Annotated in this window: 19 protein-coding genes and 1 pseudogene; 15 read left to right on the top strand and 5 right to left on the bottom strand. The window is 64.4% G+C overall.

From position 1 onward, the window contains the following. Position 1 precedes the first annotated feature (1 nt). Positions 2-1,165, top strand: a complete 1,164-nt coding sequence (locus C7C56_RS13825; RefSeq protein WP_106757963.1) for an alpha/beta hydrolase fold domain-containing protein — start codon at positions 2-4, stop codon at positions 1,163-1,165. 144 nt (positions 1,166-1,309) lie between these two features. Then, positions 1,310-2,959 carry a methyl-accepting chemotaxis protein gene (locus tag C7C56_RS30490; protein ID WP_106757962.1) on the top strand — a complete coding sequence of 550 codons (1,650 nt, stop codon included), beginning with the start codon at positions 1,310-1,312 and terminating at the stop codon, positions 2,957-2,959. A 75-nt stretch (positions 2,960-3,034) separates the two neighbouring features. Here C7C56_RS30490 and C7C56_RS28195 read toward each other — a convergent pair whose 3' ends face one another. Beyond that, positions 3,035-3,454: a hypothetical protein gene (locus tag C7C56_RS28195; protein ID WP_146204477.1), complete on the bottom strand. Its 420-nt coding sequence runs from the start codon at positions 3,452-3,454 to the stop codon at positions 3,035-3,037. After that, on the bottom strand, positions 3,433-5,313 hold the full coding sequence (locus C7C56_RS13810) for a GGDEF domain-containing protein (RefSeq protein WP_106757960.1): 1,881 nt from the start codon (positions 5,311-5,313) through the stop codon (positions 3,433-3,435). The genes C7C56_RS28195 and C7C56_RS13810 overlap by 22 nt, the downstream gene beginning before the upstream one ends. Positions 5,314-5,560: 247 nt before the next feature. Between C7C56_RS13810 and C7C56_RS13805 the strand changes: the two genes are divergently transcribed. The 6 genes from C7C56_RS13805 (at position 5,561) to C7C56_RS13780 (ending at position 8,740) form a co-directional block, all read left to right on the top strand. Further along, a complete protein-coding gene (locus tag C7C56_RS13805) occupies positions 5,561-6,151 on the top strand; it encodes a hypothetical protein (protein WP_106757959.1) in 591 nt (196 codons plus the stop codon). A gap of 105 nt (positions 6,152-6,256) precedes the next feature. Continuing rightward, positions 6,257-6,571: a LysR family transcriptional regulator gene (locus tag C7C56_RS13800; RefSeq protein WP_106757958.1), complete on the top strand. Its 315-nt coding sequence runs from the start codon at positions 6,257-6,259 to the stop codon at positions 6,569-6,571. Further along, positions 6,572-7,135 (top strand): substrate binding domain-containing protein, encoded by a 564-nt coding sequence (locus C7C56_RS13795; protein WP_106757957.1) that lies wholly within the window; start codon positions 6,572-6,574, stop codon positions 7,133-7,135. A 114-nt stretch (positions 7,136-7,249) separates the two neighbouring features. Beyond that, positions 7,250-8,083, top strand: coding sequence for a DODA-type extradiol aromatic ring-opening family dioxygenase (locus C7C56_RS13790; RefSeq protein ID WP_229458767.1), 834 nt, complete (start codon positions 7,250-7,252; stop codon positions 8,081-8,083). Positions 8,084-8,177: 94 nt separating this feature from the next. Then, a complete protein-coding gene (locus tag C7C56_RS13785; protein WP_106757955.1) occupies positions 8,178-8,426 on the top strand; it encodes an AbrB/MazE/SpoVT family DNA-binding domain-containing protein in 249 nt (82 codons plus the stop codon). Next, positions 8,420-8,740 carry a type II toxin-antitoxin system PemK/MazF family toxin gene (locus C7C56_RS13780; RefSeq protein WP_106757954.1) on the top strand — a complete coding sequence of 107 codons (321 nt, stop codon included), beginning with the start codon at positions 8,420-8,422 and terminating at the stop codon, positions 8,738-8,740. Before C7C56_RS13785 ends, C7C56_RS13780 begins: the two co-directional genes overlap by 7 nt. Positions 8,741-8,885: 145 nt before the next feature. Here C7C56_RS13780 and C7C56_RS13775 read toward each other — a convergent pair whose 3' ends face one another. Further along, on the bottom strand, positions 8,886-9,644 hold the full coding sequence (locus tag C7C56_RS13775) for a sulfite exporter TauE/SafE family protein (RefSeq protein ID WP_106757953.1): 759 nt from the start codon (positions 9,642-9,644) through the stop codon (positions 8,886-8,888). A 319-nt stretch (positions 9,645-9,963) separates the two neighbouring features. Here C7C56_RS13775 and C7C56_RS13770 point away from each other — a divergent pair, with 319 nt between their 5' ends. The 5 genes from C7C56_RS13770 to C7C56_RS13755 all read left to right on the top strand — a co-directional run bounded on the left by C7C56_RS13770 (position 9,964) and on the right by C7C56_RS13755 (position 15,354). Then, complete coding sequence (locus C7C56_RS13770; RefSeq protein WP_219933159.1) at positions 9,964-12,078, top strand: bifunctional rhamnulose-1-phosphate aldolase/short-chain dehydrogenase; 2,115 nt, start codon at positions 9,964-9,966, stop codon at positions 12,076-12,078. Positions 12,079-12,140: 62 nt separating this feature from the next. After that, positions 12,141-13,436, top strand: coding sequence for an L-rhamnose catabolism isomerase (gene rhaI, locus C7C56_RS13765; protein ID WP_106757952.1), 1,296 nt, complete (start codon positions 12,141-12,143; stop codon positions 13,434-13,436). 10 nt (positions 13,437-13,446) lie between these two features. Continuing rightward, positions 13,447-14,877, top strand: coding sequence for a glycoside hydrolase family 28 protein (locus C7C56_RS13760; RefSeq protein ID WP_106757951.1), 1,431 nt, complete (start codon positions 13,447-13,449; stop codon positions 14,875-14,877). Between the two features lies 1 nt (position 14,878). Continuing rightward, on the top strand, positions 14,879-15,043 hold the full coding sequence (locus C7C56_RS28900; RefSeq protein ID WP_181373178.1) for a hypothetical protein: 165 nt from the start codon (positions 14,879-14,881) through the stop codon (positions 15,041-15,043). Next, positions 15,040-15,354 carry an L-rhamnose mutarotase gene (locus tag C7C56_RS13755; protein WP_106757950.1) on the top strand — a complete coding sequence of 105 codons (315 nt, stop codon included), beginning with the start codon at positions 15,040-15,042 and terminating at the stop codon, positions 15,352-15,354. Before C7C56_RS28900 ends, C7C56_RS13755 begins: the two co-directional genes overlap by 4 nt. A gap of 239 nt (positions 15,355-15,593) precedes the next feature. Here the strand turns inward: C7C56_RS13755 and C7C56_RS28895 are convergent, their stop codons facing one another. Next, entirely contained in the window at positions 15,594-16,550 is a 957-nt protein-coding gene (locus tag C7C56_RS28895; RefSeq protein ID WP_181373177.1) for a hypothetical protein, read from the bottom strand. Positions 16,551-17,131: 581 nt separating this feature from the next. Next, positions 17,132-18,028 (bottom strand): alpha/beta hydrolase, encoded by an 897-nt coding sequence (locus tag C7C56_RS13745; protein ID WP_106757948.1) that lies wholly within the window; start codon positions 18,026-18,028, stop codon positions 17,132-17,134. Between the two features lie 139 nt (positions 18,029-18,167). Between C7C56_RS13745 and C7C56_RS13740 the strand changes: the two genes are divergently transcribed. Both C7C56_RS13740 and C7C56_RS13735 read left to right on the top strand, forming a co-directional pair. Next, a complete protein-coding gene (locus C7C56_RS13740; RefSeq protein ID WP_106757947.1) occupies positions 18,168-19,805 on the top strand; it encodes a rhamnogalacturonan acetylesterase in 1,638 nt (545 codons plus the stop codon). Positions 19,806-19,894: 89 nt separating this feature from the next. Continuing rightward, positions 19,895-21,286: pseudogene (locus C7C56_RS13735) on the top strand (enolase C-terminal domain-like protein). Positions 21,287-21,414 lie beyond the last annotated feature (128 nt).

Here is a 21,414-nt window from a genome sequence, read left to right as displayed (position 1 = left end):
CATGAAAAACACCCAGCCGCACCGCCCGCCCGGCGCCTCCGGTCGCCAGTCCAACCGGACCGCCCTGATCGCCTTCGTGCTGGCGGTGCTCGCCATTATCGTCGCGCTGTGGGCGATCCCGATGCTGTTCATGCGCGGCCCCAGCCTGGCGCAATTCGACACCGACAAGGGCGAGCGCTTCGCCTCGGCCCGCGCGCCCAGCGCCGAACTGCCGGCCGCGCTGGCCAGGTTGGGCAAGATCGGCGAGGCGGTCAGGGAGCTGCCCAAGGAACGTCGCCTGGCCGCGATGCGCAAACAGATCGACCGCATGTTCGCCGACCGGACGCCGCGCGCGACCATCACCAGGCTGGCGGGCGGCCCGGTGGCGGGCGAATGGGTGCTGGCCCCCGGCGCCGACCCCGCGCGCCGCACCTTGTACCTCCACGGCGGCGCGTTCACGGTCGGCAGCCCGGCCAGCCACCGCACCCTGACCGAGCGTTTTTCGGAGTTGACCGGCGGCGCCGTGCTGGCGCTCGACTACCGCCTGATGCCCGAGCACCCGCGCATGGCGGGCATCGAGGACAGCCGGGCGGCCTACCGCTGGATGCTCGACAACGGACCCGGTGGCGCGGGGCCGGCGCAGACGGTGTTCGTCGCCGGCGATTCGGCCGGCGCCTCGCTGGCCCTGGCGCTGCTGGCCTGGACGCGCGACCAGGGGCTGCGCGCGGCCGACGCCGCCGTCGTCCTGTCGCCGTCGACCGACGCCACCCTCTCGAGCCCGAGCATGTCAAGGAACGTCCACAGCGACGCCATGCTGGGACCGGCGTTCGGCATCGTCGCCAAGCTGCCGCAGGCCGTCACGCTGTGGGGGACCTACCTCCAGACGGGGATCAATCCGCGCGATCCGGTGATCTCGCCGGTGTTCGGCGACCTGTCCAAGCTGCCGCCGACGCTGGTGCATGCCAGCGAGACCGAGATGCTGTTCGACGACGCGGTGCGCTACACCAATCGCGCCAGGGCGGCGGGCTCGCCCGTCGAGCTGCAGACCTGGAACAACACCTTGCACGTCTGGCACCTCTTCAATCCGGAGCTGCCCGAGGCGCGCGAGGCGCTCGCCGAGATCGGCAAGTTTCTCGACGCGGCCATCGGCGCCTCGCAGGCCAAGCGCGCGGGCGGGGCGCGCTGACAACGGCTCAACCCTTGAAGCGCGACTCCGGCAGGCCCGGCACGGCCATGCGTCGCCTCGCTGTCACGAAGCGGTCACGCGCGGCAGGCAAAATGGGTCTGTTGAGTTCGTTTCAAACAATCCTCCTTTGGCCTTGCCCACATAATGAAAATCCCGCGCATCACCACCGGCGTCCGCGTGTTCGCCTCGTTCTCCGTCGTCCTGCTGATCATGGTGGCCATGACCACGATCGCGCTGTGGCGCCAGCACAGCGCCGAGGGCGCCATGTCGGTGCTGGTCAACGATAGCCTGGCCAAACAGTTGCTCATCTCCGAGCAACTCGGCGCGGCCAGGCTCAATGGCGTCTACGCCGTCGCAATCGCGCGCAGCGACAGCGTCGAGCTGGGGGACTACCTCAAGGCCCGGCTGGCCGAGGGGGAATCGGCGCAGGCGCGGATCGAGGCGGCGCTGGCGCGGATGCCGCACTCCCAGCAAGAGAGGGCGTTGATGCGCACCGTGGCCGAGCGCCGCAACGCCTATCTGCCGCTGCGCGGGCAGGCAATCATGTGGAAGGACCAGGGACGCACGATCGAGGTCGAGGCGCTGGTCGACAAACGCCTGCAGCCGGCGTTCTCGGCCTATGCCGGGGCGATGCAGGCGTCGCTCAAGTTCCAGTCGCAGCAGGCGCAGGGGCTGGCCGCCAACGCGGCGAGCCAGTTCGGTTACAGCCGCGCGCTGTTGCTTGGCATGGGGCTGGGCGCGGTCGCCATCGGCGCGCTGCTGTCGTGGCGCCTGACGTCGAGCATCGCGGTTCCGTTGCGGCGCGCGGTCCGGCTCGCCAAGGATGTCGCCCGGGGCAAGCTGGGCGCGGCGATCGTGCACGGCAGGGGCGACGAGATCGGCCAGTTGTTCGACGCCCTGAGCGCGATGACGGCCCGCCTGGCCACCATTGTGGGCACGGTGCACGAGGGCGCCCATGCGGTCGACCTGGCGTCGCGCGAAATCGCCGCCGGCAACAACGACCTGTCGGGACGCACCGAATGCCAGGCCAGCGCGCTGCAGCAGACCGCCGCCTCGATGGAGGAGCTGACCGGCGTGGTGGCGAGCAACAGCGCCAGCGCGCGCGCCGGCAACACGCTGGCGCTGTCGGCGTCGGCCGTCGCGCGCAAGGGCGGGCAGGCCGTCTCGGAGGTGGTGAGCACCATGGCGACCATCCACGTGTACGGCAAGGAAATCGGCGAAATCACCAGCGTGATCGACGGCATCGCCTTCCAGACGAACATCCTCGCGCTCAACGCCGCCGTCGAGGCCGCGCGGGCGGGCGAGCACGGCCGCGGTTTCGCCGTCGTCGCGGCCGAGGTGAGGGCGCTGGCCCAGCGCTCGGCGGGCGCGGCGCGCGAGATCAAACAGCTCATCGCCGACTCGACCCTCAAGATCGCGCACGGCGCCGTGCTGGCCGAGGCGGCCGGCACCACGATGGCCGAAATATTGCGCAGCGTCACGGAGGTCACGGCGATCATGGCCGGCATCAGCGCCGCCAGCGGCGAGCAGGAACGCAGCATCACGCAAGTGAACGCCGCCATCGCCGACATGGACACGGTCACCCAGCAAAACGCGGCCCTGGTCGAGCAGGCGGCGGCCGCGGCGGCGGCGATGCAGGTGCAGGCGGCGGAACTTGCCGACACGATCAGTTTTTTCAGCATCGCAAGCGCGCCGGCGTCGGCCCGCAACGTCGCGCCGGCGTCAATATCGGCTGTCAGGCCGCGCCGGGCAAGGCAAACCGCGCTGGCGTTTTCGTCGGCCCGCGCGGCCTGATGGTGCACACGCCGCCGGCGCCGGGAGCCGCCCGCGCGCCGGCGAAGCGGGTGGGGTCTCCACCCGGCATCTTGCCTATTTTTTCTTCGCGGTTCGGGACTTGAGCGTTGGCAGGTCTGCCATGGCGGTTTGAAGACTTGCCAGCGGCAGCGACGTGAGCAAGGCGATGCCGATGCGCAGCAACTCGCCCTTCTTGACGGGGAAGCCGGCGGCGCCGCAAGCCTCTTTCACCTCCGCCAGCACCGCGTACTCGGCCGCCGACATGGCGACGTTGCGGCTGACAAGGCGCAGCTTGCCGGTACCGGCTTGCTTGGCCGCGGGTGCCGGTTGCGCCGTCGGCATCGCGCACGTTTCCGCGACATCAACCTGTGGCGCAATCGGCACGGCTTTCGCGCGCCTGCGCGGTCGGCTTGCCGCGACGCTTGGTGTGCCATGTGCCGCGAGCGGCAAGGCGGGCGTTGCCGCAAGTTTTTTCAGTTTTGGAGACTGGGCCATATCTGTCCTAAGGGGTGGTGGGTGAGTGGTGCGGCGGCATGCGCGCAGGCCACGGTTGCAGCGCGCTTGCGCTCGTCGACGGCCGGCGTGGCCGTTGCGCACGGACCGGCGCGCCTGTCGATGAACAAGCTGTTGCCCGTGATCCGCTTGGCCTGCCGTTTGGCCTCGGCGGCTGCGGTCGCGATCTGGTGGTGCGAGCAAAATTGACCCGGCTCGACCCTGAGCGCGCCGAGCGAGATCGTCACCAGCGGATTTAACACCGTTTGCCCCAAGCGGTTCTCGCTGAGGTAGCCGCCGCGCTCGCGGTCGCTGCCGCTGAACTGGAGGGCGATGTCGGCCGCGAACGCGGCGATGATGGCCCGGTAGCGCTCCTCGCAATCCTCGCTTTGCAGCAGCAGCAAGAAGTCGTCGCCGCCGATATGGCCGACAAAGTCGCGCGCGCCGTCGCAGTGCCGTTCCAGGATCTTGCCGGTGCGTTGGATGACGTCGTCGCCCTTGCGGTAGCCAAAGGCGTCGTTGAACGGCTTGAAAAAATCGAGGTCGACATAGCAGGCGGAAAAACGCGCGCCGTTCTCGAGCAGTCGCTCGATGTGTTCGTTGATCGGCACATTGCCTGGCAATTGCGTCAGCGGATTGGCGTAGCGCGCCGCGTTCATGTGCATTTCGGTGATCTCGCCCATCAGGTCGTGGCCCGTTCCCATGCCGAGATACTGCCCCTGGTCGGTGATGATGAAGCCATTGAACAGATGGTGGCGGTCCGCCTTGGCCACCAGGCGGCTCAGGTCCTGCAGCTTGGTGTGTTTGTCGGTGATCAGGGGCGCCCGGTCCATGAACATGTCGCACGGTTTTTTGCCATGGAGTTCGCGCATGAATTGCAAGGCGAAGCGGTCGACCAGGTTGCGCCGCGTGATCAGGCCCAGTGGAAAGCCGTTTTCAACCACGGGAATGACCTCCAGTTCGGGCGCGTGCACAAAAATGTCGAGGACCTCGTTGTTGCTCATTTGTGGCGACAGCGGCGCCACGACGCGCAGCAGGCGCAGGGCCGTGGCGTCGCCTTGACGGCTGATCTTTTCCTGCGGGTAGACGGCGACCCCGTGGTAGCCGAGCGTCTGTGCGATCTCGCGCGACACCTGCGTGGCCGGTTCGTTGCATGGCCGCCCGATGTGGTAGCCCTGGCCGCACGCGATGCCGAGGTCGCGGACCATCAACAACTCGGCCTGCGTCTCGATTCCCTCGGCAATGACGAGGGTGCCCGTGGCCTCCGCGATTTGCTGGATGGAGCGCACGAATTGCAGCTTGACCTTGTCCAGGTTGATCCCCTGGATGAAGTGCATGTCGATTTTGACGTAGGCCGGGCGCAACTCGGACCACAGGCGCAGGCTGGAGAACCCCTCGCCGAGGTCGTCGATGGCGATCTCGAAACCCATCGCGCTGTAGTGCGCCACGGCCTTGCCGAGCAGTTCGTAGTCGTAGGTCGGCTGGCTTTCCGTCAATTCGATGATGACACGCTCGGGGCTGATGCCGAACTGCTGGATGTAGTCGAGCGTCTCGCCATGCTTCATATTTGGATACAGCAGGCATTCCGGGCTGACATTGAGGAACAGCTTGCCCGGCAGGTTCATCTGCGCGAAGTGTTCGATCACCACCTTGCGGCACAGATGCTCGACCTCGACGCTCAGGTTCGCCGCCAGCGCGACCTTGAACAGGTTCAGCGGCGAATGCAGGGGGCTGTCGGAGGGGCCCCTGATGAGTCCTTCGTAACCGATGATCTCGCCCGATTGCATATGGATGATCGGTTGAAATAACGCGGTGAGATTTTGTTGATCGATTATTTTTCTTAACCGTGACTGCAACATCATGAATGCCCTTTGGCGGTTGCCGATGGTGAATCCCTGATGAAACCAAAACAAGCAGACCCAAGCGCGCACAGGTTTGGCGGGAGCCCCCGTCGGCGAAGCCTTGAGCTTAATGGAACATTGTGACGCGATGATGAATGTTTGAAAACTTGTCTTGGAGCATGGCGAAATGCGGACAAAACGTGCCGCGACATGCTGGCGTCACAACAATCGTTTAAGTTGCACATCATCGAATCGAATGGAGTGTGCGATGCAAAAACCGGCAACCCGCAGTGACGGCATGGTATTTGTCAAAACCGAAAAAGGGCGTGCCGAAGTGAGCGGACGGCACCACCAGTTGTCCCTGCGCGAGCGCAGCGTGTTGATTCACATCGATGGGAAAAAAGATGTCGCCACGCTCGCGGCGTTGAATGGCGGAGCGCCGATGCGCCAGCAGTTGGACGAAATGCTCGGTGCGCTGTTGAAACTGGCGCTGGTCGCACCCTTGACGCCGCAAGGCGCGATGGTGGCCGCCTTGCAACTCGTTCCGAAGGCGCCGCCGCAGCAAGCCAAGCCGGCTGCGCAGGTGCGTGCCGGCCATGGCCTGACGCAGGATGCGCGCGTGATCGGCCAGGTCAAGGAGTTCATGACCACGACCGCACAGACCCACCTCGGGCTGCTCGGCGCCGGCGTGATCGAACGCGTCGGGCGCGCCGCGGACGCGGCCGAGCTGATGGCCGTGGTCGGCCACTGGCACATGGCCTTGCAGGACTCGCGCCGGGGCGCGCCGCTGGCCGCGGAGCATCTCGAGCATGTCAAGCGCGCGCTGCAAGCCGATGCCGGGATGCGGCTGCAGGCTTGAACGCGCTCGCCAACGCAAGGCCAAGGCATTGACCGCTTCGGTCGCCCAATCGTGTGGGCTGGATGGTAAAGTTGGAAATTACTGTGCCAGATACGGGATAATGCGATGGACCTCGATGCGATTGCTGTCTATGTGAAAGTGGTGGAGGCGGGCAGTTTTTCTGGCGCGGCGAGATTGTTGGGTATGCCGAAGACGACGGTCAGCGCGAAAGTGGCCGCACTCGAAAAGCGACTCGGCGTGATCCTGATCCAGCGCACCACGCGCAAGCTGTATGTGACCGAGGCCGGCGAGCAGTACTTCCGCCACTGCGCCAATGCGGTCCGTGAGATCGAACTGGGCGAGTCCGCGCTGCTGTCGGCCAGAGACAGTCCCTCAGGTTTGCTTCGTGTAACGGCGCCGGTCGACCTGGGGCACACTTAGCTGCCAAAGATCACCCGTGCCTATCTCCAGCAATACCCGGGCACCAGCGTCGAATTGCTGCTCTCGAACAGTGTCACGGATCTGGTCGGCGAAGGCATCGACCTGGCTATCCGGGCAGGCAGGCTCAAGGATTCCACCCTGATCGCCAAGCGGTTCTTCGCGCTCAAGACCAATTTGTGGGCCTCGCCGTCGTATCTTAAGGACGCGGGTGCGGTGCGCCATCCGCGTGACTTGGCCAAGCATCGCCTGCTTGGACTGTCGGTGTTGAAGACGATGACCATGACCGATGGCAAGACCGAGGAACAGATTCCGGTCGCGAGCCGGGTTGTGACCGACGATTTTGAAACCATCCGTGCGATGCTGCTGCTCGGCGAGGGCATCGGATGGCTGCCCGACTTTCTGGGCGCCGACCCGGCGGCCACCGGCACACTGGTTTCCGTCCTGCCGAAATGGACGACGAAAACCGTCGGCGACTTCCATTTTGTCTATCCTGGAAAAAAGTATGCCTCGCCAAAAGTACAGTCCTTCATCCGGATCGCCCTGGACCTGGTGAACGCTCGCTAGGATTGTGCATCGTGATGGATAGTGATTGCATATTCAACCGTCTAGTGGTTTGCGCGGCGCGCCTTTATAGTGGGTAAGTGACGTTGATTTATCATTCCAGGAGCGAGGCCGATCATGACTAGCCACACCACCCTTAGCACCCAAGACAGCGCAGGCAGGATGCCGGTTTTTTTCCTGTCCCACGGCGGCGGCCCATGGCCGTATGTCGACGACATGAAGCAGCAATATGCAACGACCGAACGCGAGTTCAAGGCGCTTCCCGCGCGCTTGCCCGCGCGGCCGAAGGCGGTGCTGGTCATCACGGGACATTGGGAGTCCGATGTGTTCACCGTCTCCACGGCGGAGCGTCCGCCGATGGAGTACGATTATTCGGGATTTCCCTCGCACACCTACCGCATCCAATATCCGGCGCCTGGCTCGCCACAGCTGGCGCAGCGCGTGCGCGCGCTGCTGGAGGGGGCGGGCATCGAGACGGGCGAGGACGCCCGGCGCGGCTTTGACCACGGCACGTTTGTCCCCTTGGGACTCATGTATCCCGATGCCGACGTGCCGGTCGTGTTGTTGTCGATGAAGTCGAGTTACGACCCGCGGGAGCACATTCGCGTCGGCCAGGCACTGCAGCCGCTGCGCGACGAAGGCGTGCTGATCATCGGCAGCGGGCTCACGTACCACAATATGCGCGGGTTCGGCCGCGATGAATCGACGCCGGTCGCCGAGGCGTTCGGGAACTATCTTGATAGCGCGATCGAACAGTCCGACGGCGCCGTGCGGGACCGGATGCTGGCCGAGTGGGAGTCCGCCCCCGGCGCGCGGCTGGCGCACCCGCGCGAAGACCATCTCATTCCGCTCATGGTGGTCGCGGGCGCTGCCGGCGCCGACAAGGGAACGGCCGTCTTTGTCGACCACGTTATGAAGGTGCCAATGGCTTCCTATGCCTTTGGGGGCTAGGCGTTTCGTTCGTTCGCGCAAATATCCGGCATTCAAAAACGTGTTATAACATTGTTTTTGATTGCGCGGCGTACGCCGTAGATGGAGGTACACAATGCGTATTGCAATCCGCCGTATTGGCAATTCGAAAGGAATGATTATCCCCACTTCCATGCTTCAGCAGCTTGGACTGGACACTGAGGCCGAAGTTAGCATCCAAGACGGCGCGCTCATCGTGCGTGCGCCGTCCAAACCTGTGCGTAGCGGTTGGGCGGAGGCAAGCGAAGAACTCGCTAAGCATGGAGACGACGCGCTCGTCATGCCTGATTTTAGCAACGTTGACGATGCGGAACTCCAGTGGTAGTCCGCGGCGATATTTGGCTTGTCAATCTCGATCCGACAGTTGGCAGCGAGATAAAGAAAGCGCGTCCCTGCGTGATCATTTCGCCACCTGAAATTCACGATTTTTTGCGTACAGCGATCATCGCGCCAATGACGACCGGCAGTCGCGCTGCGCCGTTTCGTATACCGGTGATCCATGGTGGGAAGAAGGGTCTGATTTTGCTTGACCAGATGCGCGCAATTGACAAGGTGAGACTAATTTCGAAGCTCGGCGCTTTGAACAAAATTTCACTGGATTTGACCCTGCAAACATTGCAAGAAGTCTTTACGAGATAGCCCGCGTTTTCCGGTCTTTTGGCTCCAGAATTAGTCGCACCAGTGGTGCGACTTTTGCTTGCGCACCTTTTCACCTCGTTCACAAACTGCTCTTCGAGTATTGCAGTGCCGCCGTCCAGTCCGTTCGTACCGGAGGTCAGGTGCCTCAGACGATCATGCCCAACCCTTGGTAGACCAGTTGCAGTCCGGTCGCCAGCAGGCACGTTTGCGCGATCCGGTAGAACCATGTGAGGTTGATGCGGTTCTGCAGCCACAGACCGAGCCAGACGCCAAGCGGCACCAGCGGCGCCAGCATCAGCGAGGTGCTCAGGTTGGCGAGCGACAATTGGCCGAGCCACGCGTACGGGACCAGTTTGACGGCGTTGACGGCCGTGAAGAACAGGCTGATCGTGGCCACATAGGTGGTTTTGTCGAGACGTTGCGGCAGCATGTAGACCATGGCCGGCGGCCCGCCCGCGTGCGCGAGAAAGCTCGTCAGGCCCGACACGGCCGACCAGAACGTCCCCTTGGCGAGCGAGCGGCCGGCCGGACTTTGCCGGGCGCCAAAGCCGAACCAGGTGTTGAGCGTGAATGCGACGGCGATGGTGCCGATCAGGATGCGGACCGCGTTTTCGCTGAGCATGCCGAAGGTGACCGTGCCGAGCGCGATGCCCAGCAGCGCGCCGGGCAGCATGATCCGCAAATTGGCGCTGTCCCATTTTTTGTAATACACGCGCAGGCCCACCAAATCCATGAAGCACAGCACCGGCAGCAGGATCGCGGCAGCTTGCAGCGGCGAGATCGCCAGCGCCATGAGCGGCACGCCGATGCCGCCAAGGGCGCTCCCGAATCCGCCCTTTGAAATGCCCGACAACAGCACCGCCGGGATGGCCACCGCGTAGAACACCGGATCGACAATAATCATGCTTCGCTTTTTTATGTCCGGCCTGCTTTCGGTTGGAACTTTGCTTTCCTGAATCGCCCAGTGTAGCGGAAAACGATCGTCGGGCATGATGGCCGCTTTGCATGGACGGCCAGAATTCTGGCGACAGTGCCGTGCTCGAGGCGGCCTTCGGAAGCAATCAACATACTGATTATTTCCGCTTCGATCACTCAACTGATTGATTGATCGTTGACTGAAACGGCGCCGTGTCTTCTACTGAACGACATCGCCGCCCTGATCCCTTTCGTGCCTTGGTCAACAGAGCGGCTTAGCAATATTCCATTCACAGACGGAGACCCGAATGACCGCAATGCACCACAACACCGAGCAACAACCGATCGCATCCCTGTGGGACGAGGCGCACGCCGCGACCCTGAGCGAGCCGGAGTTGCTGCTGTACCGCTCCAACCTGCTCGGCTCGGACCTGCGCATCACAAACTTCGGCGGCGGCAACACCTCGGCCAAGATCGAGATGGACGACACCCTCACCGGCCTGCCGGTCGAGGTGCTGTGGGTCAAAGGCTCGGGCGGCGACCTTGGCAGCATTAAGCTCGACGGTTTCTCGACCCTTTACATGGACAAGCTGCACGCGCTCAAGCAGCGCTACCGCGGCCTCGCGCTCGAGGACGAGGACGAGATGGTGGCCTACCTGCCGCATTGCACCTTCAACCTCAACCCGCGCGCGGCCAGCATCGACACCCCGCTGCACGCCTACATCGCGCGCAAGCATGTCGACCACATGCACCCGGACTCGGTGATCGCGATCGCCGCCTGCAAGAACAGCGAGTCGCTGACAGCCACCATTTTCGGTGGCGAACTGGGCTGGCTGCCGTGGCAGCGCCCCGGTTACGACCTCGGCCTCAAGCTCGAGGCGCTGTCGAAGGCGCAGCCCGGATTGAAAGGCATCATCCTCGAGGGCCACGGCCTGTTCACCTGGGGCGATTGCGCCAAGTCCTGCTACGAGACGACGTTGGCGATCATCAAGCGCGCCGGCGACTGGCTCGGGCAAAACAGCAAGCAGCCGGCGTTCGGCGGCGCCAGGATCGCCGAATTGCCGGCCACCGAGCGCAGCGCGCTGGCCGCACGCCTGATGCCTTTGCTGCGCGGGAAGATCAGTCAGGACGAATACAAGCTCGGCCATTTTGACGACAGCGCGGCGGTGTTGGAATTCGTCTGCAGCGAGGACCTCGACGCGCTGGCCGCGCTCGGCACGTCCTGCCCCGACCATTTCCTGCGCACCAAAATCCGTCCATTCGTGATCGATTTCGATCCGACCGCCCCCGATTTCGACGGCATGGTGGCCGGCCTCGACGTGGCGCTGGAACAATACCGCGCCGATTATGTCGCGTACCACACCCGCTGCAAGCGCGACAACAGCCCGGCGGTGCGCGACGCCAACCCCATCATCTACCTGATCCCCGGCGTGGGCATGCTCTCGTTCGCCAAGGACAAGGCCACGGCGCGCATCGCCGGCGAGTTCTACGTCAATGCGATCAATGTGATGCGCGGCGCCAACGGCGTCGACACCTATGTCGGCCTGCCCGAACAAGAGGCCTTCGACATCGAATACTGGCTGCTCGAGGAGGCCAAGCTGCAACGCATGCCGAAGCCAAAAAGCCTGGCGGGCCGCATCGCGCTCGTGACGGGCGGGGCGGGGGGCATCGGCCAGGCCGTGGCGCGCCAGTTGATCCAGGAGGGCGCCTGCGTGATGCTCACCGATATCGACAGCGAGGCGCTCGAGCAGGCCTGCCAGTCACTCGTCAAGGTGGCCGGCAAGGACAGCGTCAAGGCGTTCCGCGCCAACATCACGAACGAGCAGGACGTCGAGGCCATCCTGAACGAGACCGCGCTGTGCTTCGGAGGCGTCGACCTGCTGGTCTCGAACGCCGGCATCGCCTCCTCGGCGCCGCTCGAGGAAACCACGCTGGCGATCTGGCAGCGCAACCAGGACATCCTGGTCACGGGTTACTTCCTGGTTGGGCGCAGCGCCTTCCGCGTCATGAAGCAGCAAAAGCTCGGCGGCAGCATGGTGTTTGTGGCCAGCAAAAACGGCCTGGTGGCGTCGGCCGGCGCCGCGGCCTACTGCACCGCCAAGGCGGCCGAGATCCACCTGGCCCGCTGCATCGCGCTCGAGGGCGCCCCGCACGGCATCCGCGTCAACGTCGTCAATCCGGACGCGGTGATCCGCGGCTCGCGCATCTGGGACGGCAAGTGGAAGGAGGAGCGCGCCGCATCGAACAAGATCGAGTCCGACGATGTCGAGGAGTTCTACCGCAAGCGCAGCATGCTCAAGCTGAGCGTGCTGCCCGAGGACATCGCCGAGGCCGTTTATTTCCTGTCGAGCAGCAAGGCGGGCAAGAGCACTGGTAACATCCTCAATGTCGACGCGGGCAACGCCGCCGCGTTCACCCGCTAACAAAAATAAGAACAAGAGGCGGCGCGCCACGGCGGCCGCCAACTTTTTGGAGACAAAGATAAATGAACACAGTCATCGACAGCGGCATCGTAGAACAACATAACGCCAAGGCAATGGCCAATCTGGAGGCCGACTATGCCGCCTTGGGCGGCATGCTGGCGCGCCGCGGCAAGGACATTGAGCAACTGACGGCGCTGGCGCAGACCTTCGCGGTCGCGCTGCCGAGCTGGGGCGTGGGCACCGGCGGCACGCGCTTCGCGCGTTTTCCGGGCCCGGGCGAGCCGCGCAACGTGTTTGAAAAGATCGACGACTGCGCCGTGATCAACCAGTTGACGCGCGCCACGCCGCTCGTGTCGCTGCATTTTCCGTGGGATAAGCCGACCGATGTGGCCGCGCTGCGCGAATATGCGGACCGCTACAAGCTGGGCTTCGACAGCGTCAATTCGAACACCTTCCAGGACCAGCTTGGGCAGGCCCACACCTACAAATACGGCAGCCTGACGGCGCTGTCGGCCGAATCGCGTGCCCAGGCCGTGCAGCACAATGTCGAATGCATTGAGCTGGGCCGCGCGCTCGGCTCCAAGGGCCTGACCGTGTGGGTCGGCGACGGCGCCAACTTCCCGGGGCAGCAAAACCTGCGCGGCGCGCTCGAGCGCTACCTCGACAGCATGCGCGGCGTGTACGCGGCGCTGCCCGACGACTGGCAGGTGTACATCGAGCACAAGCTGTTCGAGCCGGCGTTCTACGCAACCACCATCGCTGACTGGGGCACCAGCTTCGCTTGCGCCACCGAGCTCGGTCCAAAGGCCAAGTGCCTGGTCGACCTTGGCCACCACGCGCCCAACACCAACATCGAGATGATCGTCGCGCGCCTGGCGCAATTTGGCAAACTGGGCGGCTTCCATTTCAACGACAGCAAATATGGCGACGACGACCTGGACTCGGGCAGCATCAACCCGTTCCAGCTGTTCCTGATCTTTAACGAGCTCGCCGACGCCAGCGCGCGCGACGGCGAAGCCTTCAAGCCCTCGTATATGCTCGACCAGTCGCACAACGTGACCGATCCGATCGAGAGCCTGATGAACAGCGCGGTCGAGGTGCAGCGCGCCTTTGTGCAGTCGGCGCTGGTGGACCGCGCCGCGCTGGCGCAGTACCAGCAGGACAACGACGTGCTGCAGTCGGCGCAGGCGCTCAAGCACGCCTTCCGCACCGATGTGAGCCCGATTTTGGCGATGGCGCGCCTGCGTTCGGGCGCGCCGGCCGATCCGGTCGGCTGCTACCGCGCCAGCGGCTATCGCGCCAAACAAGCGGAACTGCGTCCGGCCAAGGCCGGCGCCAGCAGCAGCGGCATCGTCTGAAACAGCGGCCATGATCGCGCGCACACTGGCCGGAGCGCTGCTCCTGTTGATCATGGCCTCGGCCAGCGCCAAGGCCACCTTCAGTGTCGGCAAGTACGGCGCCAGGGGCGACGGCACCACGCTCGAGACGGCCGCCATTCAACGCGCCATCGACGCCGCGGCCAAGACAGGCGGCACGGTGGTGTTCCCGGCCGGGACCTTCCGCATCGGGTCGAACTTCGTCAAGAGCGGCGTCACGCTGCAAGTCGACAAGGGCGTCACCTTGCTCGGTTCGCAAAACATCGCCGACTATCCGGTCATGCAGACCCGCATCGCCGGCATCGAGATGCGCTGGCCGGCCGCGCTGGTCAACATCTATGAGCAAAAAAACGCCGCGATCACCGGCGACGGCACCATCGACGGCGACGGCAAGGTGTTCTGGGACAGCTACTGGACGTTGCGCAAGGCGTACGAGCCGCGTGGCCTGCGCTGGGCCTCGGACTACGACGCCCAGCGTCCGCGCCTGATCCAGGTCTACAAATCGTCGAACGTCAAGGTTGGTGGCGGCCTGCTGCTGCGCCGTTCGGGCTTTTGGACGCTGCATATCTGTTTTTCTGAGGACGTCACGGTCGACGGTGTCGTCATCCGCAACAACGAGGGCGGGCTTGGACCGTCCACCGACGGCATCGACATCGACTCGTCACGTAAGATACTGGTGCAAAACGCCGACATCGACGTCAACGACGACGCCCTGTGCCTGAAGGCGGGGCGCGATTCGGACGGCTTGCGCGTGGCGCGCCCGACCGAAGACGTCATCATCCGCGACTCGATCGTGCGCTCGGCCGCGGCCGGCCTGACCTTCGGCAGCGAGACCTCGGGCGGGTTCCGCAATATCGAGGCGTATCACATCACGGTCTTGGGCAATGTGCCGGTTGGGATATTGTTCAAGTCGGCGCATACGCGTGGCGGCTTTGGCGAAAACCTGCGCATCCACGACTTCAAGATGACCGGCGTCCCGGTGGTCCTGCGCATCACCATGAACTGGAATCCGAGCTACAGCTATGCCAAGATACCGGAAAATATCACCGATAATCCCCCGGTTTGGAAAGTGCTGGCGACGCCGGTGCCGAAGGAACGGGGTATGGCGCGCTTCCGGGACGTGAAGATCTGGAACATCGATGCCAGCGGGGCGACGACGGCGTTCGAGGTCGACGGTTTCAAGGCGGCGCCGCTCGAGCGCTTCCATCTCGATAATATCGAGATCGAGGCCAGCAAGGGCGGTCATCTCTACGATGCCAAGAACTGGAAGTTCACCAGCCTGAAGCTCAAGGTCGGCACCCCGGTGGTACTCGAAAACACGACCGGTGTCGTCGGTCTGCCGGCGGAGTCGGTGGTCATCAAAGCCGATGCGCCGCGGGCAGACCCTTCGAAGAAGAGTTTCGAAGAACAGGACAAAAGCTGACATGACGATGCCGCGCAAGACCGGCTTGTTCGCAGCGTTGGCACCGAGCGCCGGGTCGCTTCTGGCCCGAGGCTATCCGCTGCCGACGCCGAGTTACAACAATGGCGTGGGCGGCTTCGTGCAGACCGCCGCCTCACTTGATACGATGACAAGGAAACCGAAATGATCAACCACGCCTTCCGCATGAAGTTAAAACCCGGCACCGTCGACGAGTACCGGCGTCGGCACGACACCTTGTGGCCGGAACTGGCCGATGCGTTGCGTGGCGCCGGCATCTATGACTATTCGATATTTCTCGACGAGGAAACGCTGCACCTGTTCGCCGTGCTCAAGCTGCGCCCCGACGACAGCAGCGCGTCCCTGCCGGCACAACCGGTGATGCAGCGCTGGTGGGACAGCATGGCCGATCTGATGGAAACCGAACCTGGCAACCGCCCGCGCGAATGGCCACTGACGCCGATGTTCCACTTCGAGTAGGCGTCCGGGTAAACACGTCGCCGATCAGGCCCGTCACCCGAGCAGGCCGATCATCCGCGCAACCCGTCGCCGAGCAAGCCCGTCGCCGAGCAAGCCCGTCGCCGAGGGAGCCCGTTAAGATGCGTCATCCTCGCGGAAGCGAGGACCCATGCTGAGCGTGCATGAACGCTCAGTTTAAATCTTCAGGCTTGGAACAGTCCCGAACAATCGTGCCGAAGACCAGCCCTAAAATCAGGCGGTCACGATGCCGGAAGCGGTAAACCTTCGTCATTGCTGAACCACACCACAAAAAAACCGCCGGGCTTTCCTTTTTTGTCCGGCAACGTGGCCTTCAGGCGCGCTTCGGCGAGCCGAAGCGCGTCCACCATATCGATGATCGAAACCGGGGCGCGCTTGGGCAGCCGGCCAGCAATCCTCCTCGCAAGGCCCATGAATCGTCCTATCCGTTGAACGTCCCGTGCAGGTGGTGCTGCAAGGTTTGGACCGGCATCGGGCGTGCCAGCATCGACCGTGCGCTGGGGTGGGCGCACTTCGTGTGCGGCAAATGCGTGATGTCCTTGCCGGGCGGTTGCAGGGACAGTCGCAGAGGCGGTCGCAGGGATAGATTCAGGGACAGTTACAGGGGCAGTCGCAGGGGCAGTCGCAGGAACAGTTGCAGGGGCAGTCGCAGGGGCAGTCGCAGGGGCGGTTGCAGGGGCGGTAAGCTGCGCGCGGGGTGTGGCCGAGGGCGCAGATTGCGCAGCCACTTGCGGTCGGCGTTCACGTTGGGGCTGCTTGCTTGTGCGCAGCGTCTCGGCCAGCTTCCAGTCGCTTGTATTCGGAAAGCGGATCCAGATGCTGGTCCAGGCGTTGCGCCGGATTCCACCCACGGCGTTGGCAAAACCGCTCGGCGAGACGGCCTGTCCTTCGTAAAGTATGGCATCGCCCTCGACCAAGCCGTGATGGTTTTTCCCGTTGAATACGGTGCGCAGCAGCGTGCCATCGGGCAGGAACAAATGCTTCCATTGGTAACCAGAATTTGCCGACTTGGGCAGCGCATCAGGATGGTGGCGCCAGACCCACTCCTCGACCGCCTCGGCGACGATTTCCCAGTCCTCCTTTTCGAAGAAGCTTCTGACCGAGGCATGGCTTAGTTGCTTTTGGATATGTTGCGAAATGGGGATCTCGGCGTAGATGGCTGGGTGATGGCGTTTCATGGCTTTTCTCCTTTTATTCCGATTTGACTGCATATTGGCCCGGCATTGCACGAGACAGGCACGCGCCTGGACGATTTCTGCGCGAATCGGCCTGACAACTGCGCGACTCGGTCCGGCAATTGCACGACTTTTTTACGACAACGCTGGCGTGTACTTTGTTAGACACGCAGACCGCGCATCGTTCAGTTTCAGACTTGAGGCAGGAGAGATCGCATGGCGGGCGGGCGGTTTCAAGTCACTATCACCGGAGTTCGCGACGCTATAGGCCTATGCCGGGTCGAACCGGATGAAATAGGGCCTTTTGGGGAGGCGGCACATTCTGGAGGGGGTGCACGCCGGGCGAAGTCGATTGCCGAATGGCTGCGAATCCTCCGGAAAACAAGTTCGCTGGGGAACCTTCAGCGGCTGGTATCTTGGCGTTGGGGAGGATGAAATTATCGACGCCGCATTGGCGCACATTCAGTATGGGTCCCCGCATTCGCGAGGATGACGGTGGCGCGAGGATGCCGTTGGGAGGGGGCGAGGATGACGTTGGGGGGGCGATGATGAACCTGGATATCGATTTTTGAAGCGAACCCGGATTACTTGATCAACAGCTTCTGATCACGCAGCCATTCCTCCGCCCGGAGCGGCCAGTCCGAGGTCGTTCCCAGGTCCGGGCGAATGCCGACCCCGTGCCCACCTTGCGCAAATAAATACAACTCGGCCGGCACATTGGCCCTTGTCAGCGCCTGATAGAACAAAATGCTGTTCTCAACCGGCACCGCCTTATCGGCCTGCGTATGCACCAGCAGCGTCGGCGGCGTCGCCGGGTTGACCTGGTTCTCCAGCGACATCAGGCGCACCAGGGCGGCATCCGGCGCGGCCCCCAACAGCGACTCGCGCGACCCGGCGTGCGCAGCCGCGCCTTCCATCGTAATCACCGGATACAGCAGCATCAAAAAATCCGGCCGCGCACTGGTCGCGTCGAGCGCGGCGCCGGTGCGCCCGAGCGGATGCTCAAACAACGTCCCCGCGCTCGCCGCCAGGTGTCCGCCCGCCGAACTCCCCATCACTCCGATGCGCGCCGGGTCGATGCCAAGCTCGGCCGCCCGAGAGCGCACCAGCCGCACCGCCCGCAGCACGTCCTGCAACGGTGCCGGATGGCCGAATTCCTTCATGCGGTACTTGAGCACAAAGCTGGTCACGCCAAGGGTCGCAAGCCAGTTCGCGTACTTGACACCTTCTTTGTCGGCCGACAAACGCACATAGCCGCCTCCCGGACAAATAATCACGGCGGTGCCGTTCGCCTTGTTCAACGCGGGTCCATAAACTGTCAGTGTCGGTTCGCTCACGTTGGCGATCCGGCCATCGGTGACTTGCTCAACGCCGATCGACTTCGCGCCCGGCACGCCCTCGGGCCAGAGCGGGATCACGGACGGCGCCGCCTGGCTATAGGAGCAGATTGACATCAGCGCGATGGAGAACAGTCTTTTCATTATGGTGGCCCGAGTTGGTTGATCCCGCCATTGTCGGCCGTTTCGGCGGCCGCATCGCGCCATCTCGCGCATTGCTCACATTGTTGATTCTTTCTGATCAAAGGCTTGCGCACAAATAGGGGGCACATAAAATACGACTATGAATAAACTCCTCATCCTCGCCTTACTTGGCTTGCTAACCGCCTGCTCCCAGGCGCCGCTCGCTCCCCCGGCCGTCAACACCGACCCGCGCCAGGGCCTGAAGATCGTGCTGCCCGAACCGGCCAACGCCAAGCTGCCGTCGTTGTTCCTGATCGGCGACTCCACCGTGCGCAACGGCCGCGACGACGGCCAGAACAAGGGCGCCGAAGGGCAGTGGGGTTGGGGCAATCCGATCGCCGCGTTGTTCGACACCAGCAGGTTGAACGTGGTCAACCGCGCCATTGGCGGGCTCAGCAGCAGAACCTACCTGAGCGGCGGACACTGGGAGCGCACGCTCGCCCTGATCAAGCCAGGCGACGTCGTCATCATGCAGTTCGGGCACAACGACAGTGGCGCCATCAACGACAACAAGCGCGCGCGCGCCACGCTCGCCGGCACCGGCGAACAGACCGAAGAAATCGACAACATGCTCACCGGGCAGCGCGAGACCGTGCACACCTACGGCTGGTACCTGCGCAAGTACATCGCCGAGGCCCGCGCCAAGGGCGCGCTGCCGATCGTCGCCTCGCCCGTGCCGCGCAAGAAATGGAATGCCGGCGGGGACGCCAACGGCAAGGTCGCGCGCAGCAAGAACAGCCACGCCGGCTGGGCCGGCGAAGTGGCGCGCCAGGAGGGCGCCGGCTTCATCGACCTCAACGAGCTGGTCGCGCGCCAGTACGACCAACTCGGCCGCGAGGCCGTCATGAAACTGTTCCCGCAGACCGTGCCTGACGAGCACACCCACACCAACCTGGCCGGCGCCGAACTCAATGCGCGCACCTTGGTGGCCGGCCTGAACACGCTGCCAGGGCGGCCGCTGCGCGCCTTCGTGCGCGCGGTCGACGACGCGCGGCCCGTGGTCGACGCGTCCAAGGTGCCCGACGAGGCGGTGCGCAACCCAAGCCTGCCTACCCTGTTCATCGCCGGCGACTCGACCGTCAAGAGCGGCGGCCAGAACGGCGCCATCGGCTGGGGCGAGCGCATCGCCACCCATTTCGACACGCGCAAGCTGAACGTGGTCAACCACGCCATCGGCGGGCGCAGCAGCCGCACCTATTACACCGAGGGCCGCTGGGGCAAGCTGCTGGCGCAACTGAAGGCGGGCGACTTCGTGCTGATCCAGTTCGGCCACAACGACGGTGGCCGCATCGGCGACCCGTCCAACAAGAACCGCGCCTCCGGCCCCGGCACCGGCCCCGGCACCGTCGAGGACACGCGCCCCGACGGCAGCAAGGAGATGGTCCATACCTTCGGCTGGTACATGGCCAAGTACGTGGCCGACGCGCGCGCCAAGGGCGCCACCGTCATTGTCTTGTCACCGGTGCCGCACCGCGACCGCTGGGAGCAGGGCCGCGATTTCGCCAACTTCGCCCAGTGGGGCGAGCAGGTGGCGCAAGCGGGCGGCGCGCGCTTCATCGACCTGACAATGCTCGTCAGCGACGCTTACCGCGTCGCGGGCGCGCAGACGGTGAACGGCTTCTTTTCCGACGCGCGCACCCACACCAACGACGCCGGCGCCACCTTCAACGCGGCGCAGGTGGTCGCCGGCCTGAAGCGATTGCCGGGCGATCCGCTGGGCGCCTACCTGCTCCGTTAAACCAGACGATCTGTAGACAGCACGCGAGCCGTTGGCTGCCTCGCGGCAGCGCCCACGGCCGCGCCTCACCGGCCACAATGGGAAACCCGATGCCAACCATCTCCACCCCAGCAACGCCGCTCATCATCTCCATGCGGGTCATCCCGGTCGCCGGGCAAGACAGCATGCTGCTCAACCTGTGCGGCGCCCACGCGCCTTACTTCACCCGCAACCTGGTGCTGCTGACCGACAGCGGCGGCCACACCGGCATGGGCGAGGTGCCGGGCGGCGCCGGCATCCTGCGCGCGCTGCAAAACGCCGTGCCGCTGGTCGTGGGCACAGAGATCGGCCGCTACAACCGCACCCTCAACCGGGTGCGCGGGGCGCTCGCCGGCAAGGCCGGCAACGGTCCGTAGCACCAAGTCAGCTCCGCCGCCGAACAGGCCGTGCTGCTGCAGCCGCACGAAATAAATCTGCGCCTCGAGAACGTCGTCACCGCGGTCGAGGCGGCGCTGCTCGACCTGATGGGCCAGCACCTCGGCGTGCCGGTGTGCGAGCTGCTGGGTGCGGGGCAGCAGCGCGACAGCGTGCCCATGCTGGCCTACCTGTTCTACATCGGCGATCGCAAACGCACCAATCTGCCCTATCTTTCCGGCAGCGGCGCCGCCGCCGACTGGTACGCCCTGCGCCACGCCGAGGCGCTCACGCCGGCGTCCATCGTGGCGCAGGCCGAGGCCGTGGTGGCGCGCTACGGCTTTCGCGACTTCAAGCTCAAAGGCGGCGTCATGCACGGCGCCGAAGAAATGGCGGCGGTGGCCGGCATCAAGGCGCGCTTTCCGCAGGCGCGCGTGACGATCGACCCGAACGGTGCCTGGTCGCTGTCCGAGGCGGTCGCGCTGTGCCGCGGCCAGGGCCACGTGCTGGCCTACGCGGAGGACCCGTGCGGACCGGAGGACGGCTACTCGGGCCGCGAGACCATGGCCGAATTCCGCCGCGCCACCGGCATTCCCACCGCGACCAACATGGTGGCGACCGACTGGCGCCAGATGGCGCACTCCCATGCGCTCGGCGCGGTCGACATCCCACTTGCCGATCCGCATTTCTGGACCATGCAGGGATCGGTGCGGCTGGCCCAATTGTGTGCCGAATGGGGGCTGACCTGGGGTTCGCATTCAAACAACCATTTCGACGTCTCGTTGGCCATGTTTACCCATGTCGCCGCCGCCGCCCCGGGAAACATCACCGCCATCGACACCCACTGGATCTGGCAGGAGGGCCAGGAGCGCTTGACCCGCGCGCCGTTCGAGATCAGGGGCGGCGAGGTGTTGGTGCCGCAGGCGCCGGGACTGGGAATCGCGCCCGACATGGGGCGCATCGACGCCGCCCACGAACTGTACAAAAAGGTCGGATCGACGGCGCGCGACGACGCGATGGCGATGCAGTTCCTGCGGCCGGGCTGGCGCTATTGGCCCAAGCGGCCGAGCATGGTGCGGGCCGCCTGAACCAATCACCGATTTGATTGAAACGCCGGCGCGCGAAGGAAATCGACCGGTCCCGATGGCGCCGCGATAACTTTATATCCCTTGAATCGCCAAATCGCACAAAAAAAGTTATCGTCCGCGCATATTTC

The sequence above is a fragment of the Massilia glaciei genome (genome assembly GCF_003011895.2).
GTDB classification, from domain to species: Bacteria; Pseudomonadota; Gammaproteobacteria; order Burkholderiales; family Burkholderiaceae_D; genus Telluria_A; species Telluria_A glaciei.
This window is presented reverse-complemented; position numbering and strand designations above follow the sequence as displayed.

Excerpts from the sequence above, each read along its gene's own strand:
- rhaI (WP_106757952.1), top strand. The coding sequence starts at position 12,141 with ATGAACACAGTCATCGACAGCGGCATCGTAGAACAACATAACGCCAAG.
- C7C56_RS13800 (WP_106757958.1), top strand. The coding sequence starts at position 6,257 with ATGGACCTCGATGCGATTGCTGTCTATGTGAAAGTGGTGGAGGCGGGC.
- C7C56_RS13810 (WP_106757960.1), bottom strand. The coding sequence starts at position 5,313 with ATGATGTTGCAGTCACGGTTAAGAAAAATAATCGATCAACAAAATCTC.
- C7C56_RS13805 (WP_106757959.1), top strand. The coding sequence starts at position 5,561 with ATGCAAAAACCGGCAACCCGCAGTGACGGCATGGTATTTGTCAAAACC.
- C7C56_RS13760 (WP_106757951.1), top strand. The coding sequence starts at position 13,447 with ATGATCGCGCGCACACTGGCCGGAGCGCTGCTCCTGTTGATCATGGCC.
- C7C56_RS28895 (WP_181373177.1), bottom strand. The coding sequence starts at position 16,550 with ATGAAACGCCATCACCCAGCCATCTACGCCGAGATCCCCATTTCGCAA.
- C7C56_RS13775 (WP_106757953.1), bottom strand. The coding sequence starts at position 9,644 with ATGATTATTGTCGATCCGGTGTTCTACGCGGTGGCCATCCCGGCGGTG.
- C7C56_RS13745 (WP_106757948.1), bottom strand. The coding sequence starts at position 18,028 with ATGAAAAGACTGTTCTCCATCGCGCTGATGTCAATCTGCTCCTATAGC.
- C7C56_RS13785 (WP_106757955.1), top strand. The coding sequence starts at position 8,178 with ATGCGTATTGCAATCCGCCGTATTGGCAATTCGAAAGGAATGATTATC.
- C7C56_RS13825 (WP_106757963.1), top strand. The coding sequence starts at position 2 with ATGAAAAACACCCAGCCGCACCGCCCGCCCGGCGCCTCCGGTCGCCAG.
- C7C56_RS13790 (WP_229458767.1), top strand. The coding sequence starts at position 7,250 with ATGACTAGCCACACCACCCTTAGCACCCAAGACAGCGCAGGCAGGATG.
- C7C56_RS28195 (WP_146204477.1), bottom strand. The coding sequence starts at position 3,454 with ATGGCCCAGTCTCCAAAACTGAAAAAACTTGCGGCAACGCCCGCCTTG.
- C7C56_RS30490 (WP_106757962.1), top strand. The coding sequence starts at position 1,310 with ATGAAAATCCCGCGCATCACCACCGGCGTCCGCGTGTTCGCCTCGTTC.
- C7C56_RS28900 (WP_181373178.1), top strand. The coding sequence starts at position 14,879 with ATGACGATGCCGCGCAAGACCGGCTTGTTCGCAGCGTTGGCACCGAGC.
- C7C56_RS13740 (WP_106757947.1), top strand. The coding sequence starts at position 18,168 with ATGAATAAACTCCTCATCCTCGCCTTACTTGGCTTGCTAACCGCCTGC.
- C7C56_RS13770 (WP_219933159.1), top strand. The coding sequence starts at position 9,964 with ATGACCGCAATGCACCACAACACCGAGCAACAACCGATCGCATCCCTG.
- C7C56_RS13755 (WP_106757950.1), top strand. The coding sequence starts at position 15,040 with ATGATCAACCACGCCTTCCGCATGAAGTTAAAACCCGGCACCGTCGAC.